This is a genomic window from Leuconostoc falkenbergense, from assembly GCF_014634805.1.
GTDB lineage: Bacteria > Bacillota > Bacilli > Lactobacillales > Lactobacillaceae > Leuconostoc > Leuconostoc falkenbergense.
In genome coordinates this window covers 1-3,101 of record NZ_BMBS01000072.1, presented here as the reverse complement: position 1 = coordinate 3,101, position 3,101 = coordinate 1, and the positions used below count along the sequence as shown (strand labels likewise).

The window sequence follows — 3,101 nt, the reverse complement described above, 5'->3', positions numbered from 1 at the left end:
GAATTGACATAAAAATACTCCTATACTTTCATTTTACGGACTGAATAAAAATAGTCCATTTTTTTAGTATAAGAGCACTATGTCTTGCTCACTGATATGGGGGATGAGATTATATCCGTTATCAGTCAAATCTATAACGAACTTTCTCGTTAGCGTTGCAAACGCGAACAAACTTCCGCTATAACTCTCTGTGATAGCTGGCATTATGCTTCAAAAGCATGTCAAATGATGTGTGACCCATTTTAGCACTCTGAAACAGAGTGCATACTCAACAATAAATGAATCAGCAATAAATAATTTTAGTTTACACTTGTAGCCTTATATAATTTACACCCCCGCCCCACTTTGCTATCTGGGAGAGCGCACACATAGGGCTCGTCTTGTGTCAAGGTAACAATTTTCGATTATTTTTTATAGGGGGGTCTTGACAAGGTTAATCTAGCAATGTTAAAAGGTTCTTAACTAAAGAATAGGCTTAAAGGTGGTGGCTAAAGTAACCCTAACTACAAAAACTAGGGTGCGTTTAGGGGGTACTTTTTACGGTAATTATAACGTAAAGTGTGCTAATCCCTTGTGGCAGTAGTGATAAACTATGCCCGTTTTAGAAATTTGTAAGCTGTAAACGTTGATATAACAGCATTCCTGTGTTTTGTATTGAAATTTATAAAAGCCTTTATATCAACGTTTTTGGGATAACCCCCCCTATAAAAAACCTTTCAAAATTCGACATTTTTATAAGGCAACGGTATGTGTGTGCTCTACAATCTGGCAACAAGGGGGCGGGGTATGATACAACGTCTAATATTTAATTGAATAATCCGAGTTAAACTGAAAATCAGTTTAACCACAAGTTATGTATTAATCTTTCTAGTGCACAAATTAGACTAATTTCCGTTCTGAACTACACTAATTTTTCAATCCCATTGCCACAGGTTTATAATTGAATTGAACCATTAGAAAACCAGGGGAGAAAAAACATGAGTATTTTTGAAGAAATCGAACAGGATCCTGCCAACAAACAGTTCACTCAACTTGGATTAAAGCCAATTTATAATGCACCCACAAATGCTAGAATTGTCATAATCGGTCAAGCACCAAGTTTACGAGTTCAAAATACCGGAATTATGTGGAATGACGCCTCAGGTGATCGTTTACGTGAATGGCTGGGCGTTGATAAGGATATATTCTATAATTCGGGGATGATTGGTGTTATACCAATGGATTTTTATTACCCCGGCAAGTCTAAATCTGGTGATTTACCACCTCGAAAAGGTATTGCAGATAAGTGGCATCCGCGCTTATTGAACAAAATGGCTGACGTGAAGTTAATTATTCTAGTTGGTTCTTATTCTCAAAAATATTATCTAAATCTTAGAAGTTCAGACAAAATAACTGATGTTATTAAAAATTACAAGAACTATCTTCCTAATTATTTTCCTATTGTTCATCCCTCTCCCAGAAATAATATATGGCTTAAGAAAAATAAATGGTTTGAAAAAGAAGTTGTCCCAAACTTAAAAAAGGTCGTTGCTAAGATACTGTCAGAATAACTTTTGGATTGTACGAGGTATTAATTTATGTTGTCAGAAAAACAAGAAATCAGAACATATATTTTGGAGAACTTAAACTCTTATAAACCAGATGATAAGCTCAAACACGAAACTAGACTATACACACAACTATTTAATTGTCAGTTATGGCAAGATGCTTCGACTGTGGCAGTGACAATGAGCATAGAAAATGAACTTAACACTCAACCAATAATAGATATGGCTATCAATGTTGGTAAAAAAGTGTTCATTCCCAGAGTCTCAAAAAAAGATTTACTTTGGTTCGATTATAGTAAAAAATAGATTAAGCAAATCTAATTTTGGTATTTTAGAACCTAATCAGGAAGAAAATCTTGCACACAGCTTAAACGAGATTGATCTAATGATTGTTCCAGGGGTAGCTTTTACACCAGATAATTATCGAGTGGGATATGGCGCCGGATTTTTCGACCGTGTATTATCTGAATATAGTAAAGACACAATTTCGTTAGTGTTACCACCACAATTAATTGACAATTTTTCGCGTAACCAGTGGGATATGCCAGTAAAAAATATGCTAACTTAATCAACAAATACACAAAAATGCTTTCTCTCGATATATTAAGAGAAAGCATTTTTTAATTTTAATAAATCGATTAAACTAAGCAAAATCAACTACAACAGGGCTAGACTGAAATGACTCAACCAAAGCAGAATTAATTTTCAGCTTAATAATAACATTATTACTAAAATCATCAGATAGTTTTTTAATTTCTGGATGCTGAATGACTTCATCATTCATCGCTTTGTTCTCGATAATTTCAGCAACCACGGAGTTCGAACTCATCCTATATCCGGTCTGTTTATCAAACCAAGTAGCTATGGATACCTTGTTGTTGAATCTAATATTTTTGACGCGTGTGCTGTCTTTTTTTGTAACACAGTAGAAAACATTTTCCTCAGAATTAGATTGCTTAAACGTTATGATACTCGAATTAGCAATGTTGTCCGATGAAATAGTTGAGAGAATAATAATATTATCCAAGACGTTTAAGGAATTCTGAAATATATTATTGCTTTTACCTATTCCTGAATCGTGACTAAACTTCTTTCGCTGTTTCAGCAGCGTTAGTATTGTTAACGGAATTACTAAAATGACGTAACCAACTAAAGATAACACAAGGGACTGCGCTAAATAGCCTTTAATATTAAAGTAAACTACAAAAATCATGGAGAAAAAAATCGTTATTAGAAATATAATAAATAGCTGTATAAAACGTTTTGCGTACATGAATAAGAACTCCCATTTAGTATGTTTCAATTATATACCTTTAAATAGCCTACTAGCTACTTATCACTCGATAAATACATGCTCACTATAACACTCTGTGATAGCGAGCGTTCTGATTCAAAAGCATAGCAAACAAAAAAGTACTATGCTTGTAATGCTTCATGTCTCAACCTAATAAATTCATCCCCGTGTTGTGTCATCACATTGCTCATAAGTCAATAATTCGGACTATTTTTTATCTAGGGCTGAACTGATTAGGCAACTTTTATTTTTTGATTGGC

The 3,101-nt window shown here is 33.9% G+C and carries 2 protein-coding genes and 1 pseudogene; 2 read left to right on the top strand and 1 reads right to left on the bottom strand.

Features of this window, described 5'->3' with window-relative positions; translation table 11 throughout:
* The first annotated feature begins 977 nt into the window (after positions 1–977).
* On the top strand, positions 978–1,550 hold the full coding sequence (locus tag IEU71_RS09820; RefSeq protein ID WP_004912943.1) for a uracil-DNA glycosylase family protein: 573 nt from the start codon (positions 978–980) through the stop codon (positions 1,548–1,550).
* A 27-nt stretch (positions 1,551–1,577) separates the two neighbouring features.
* Positions 1,578–2,115 (top strand): annotated as a pseudogene (locus IEU71_RS10365) (5-formyltetrahydrofolate cyclo-ligase).
* A 75-nt stretch (positions 2,116–2,190) separates the two neighbouring features.
* Here IEU71_RS10365 and IEU71_RS09810 read toward each other — a convergent pair.
* Positions 2,191–2,820 carry a pyridoxamine 5'-phosphate oxidase family protein gene (locus IEU71_RS09810; RefSeq protein ID WP_004912935.1) on the bottom strand — a complete coding sequence of 210 codons (630 nt, stop codon included), beginning with the start codon at positions 2,818–2,820 and terminating at the stop codon, positions 2,191–2,193.
* Positions 2,821–3,101 lie beyond the last annotated feature (281 nt).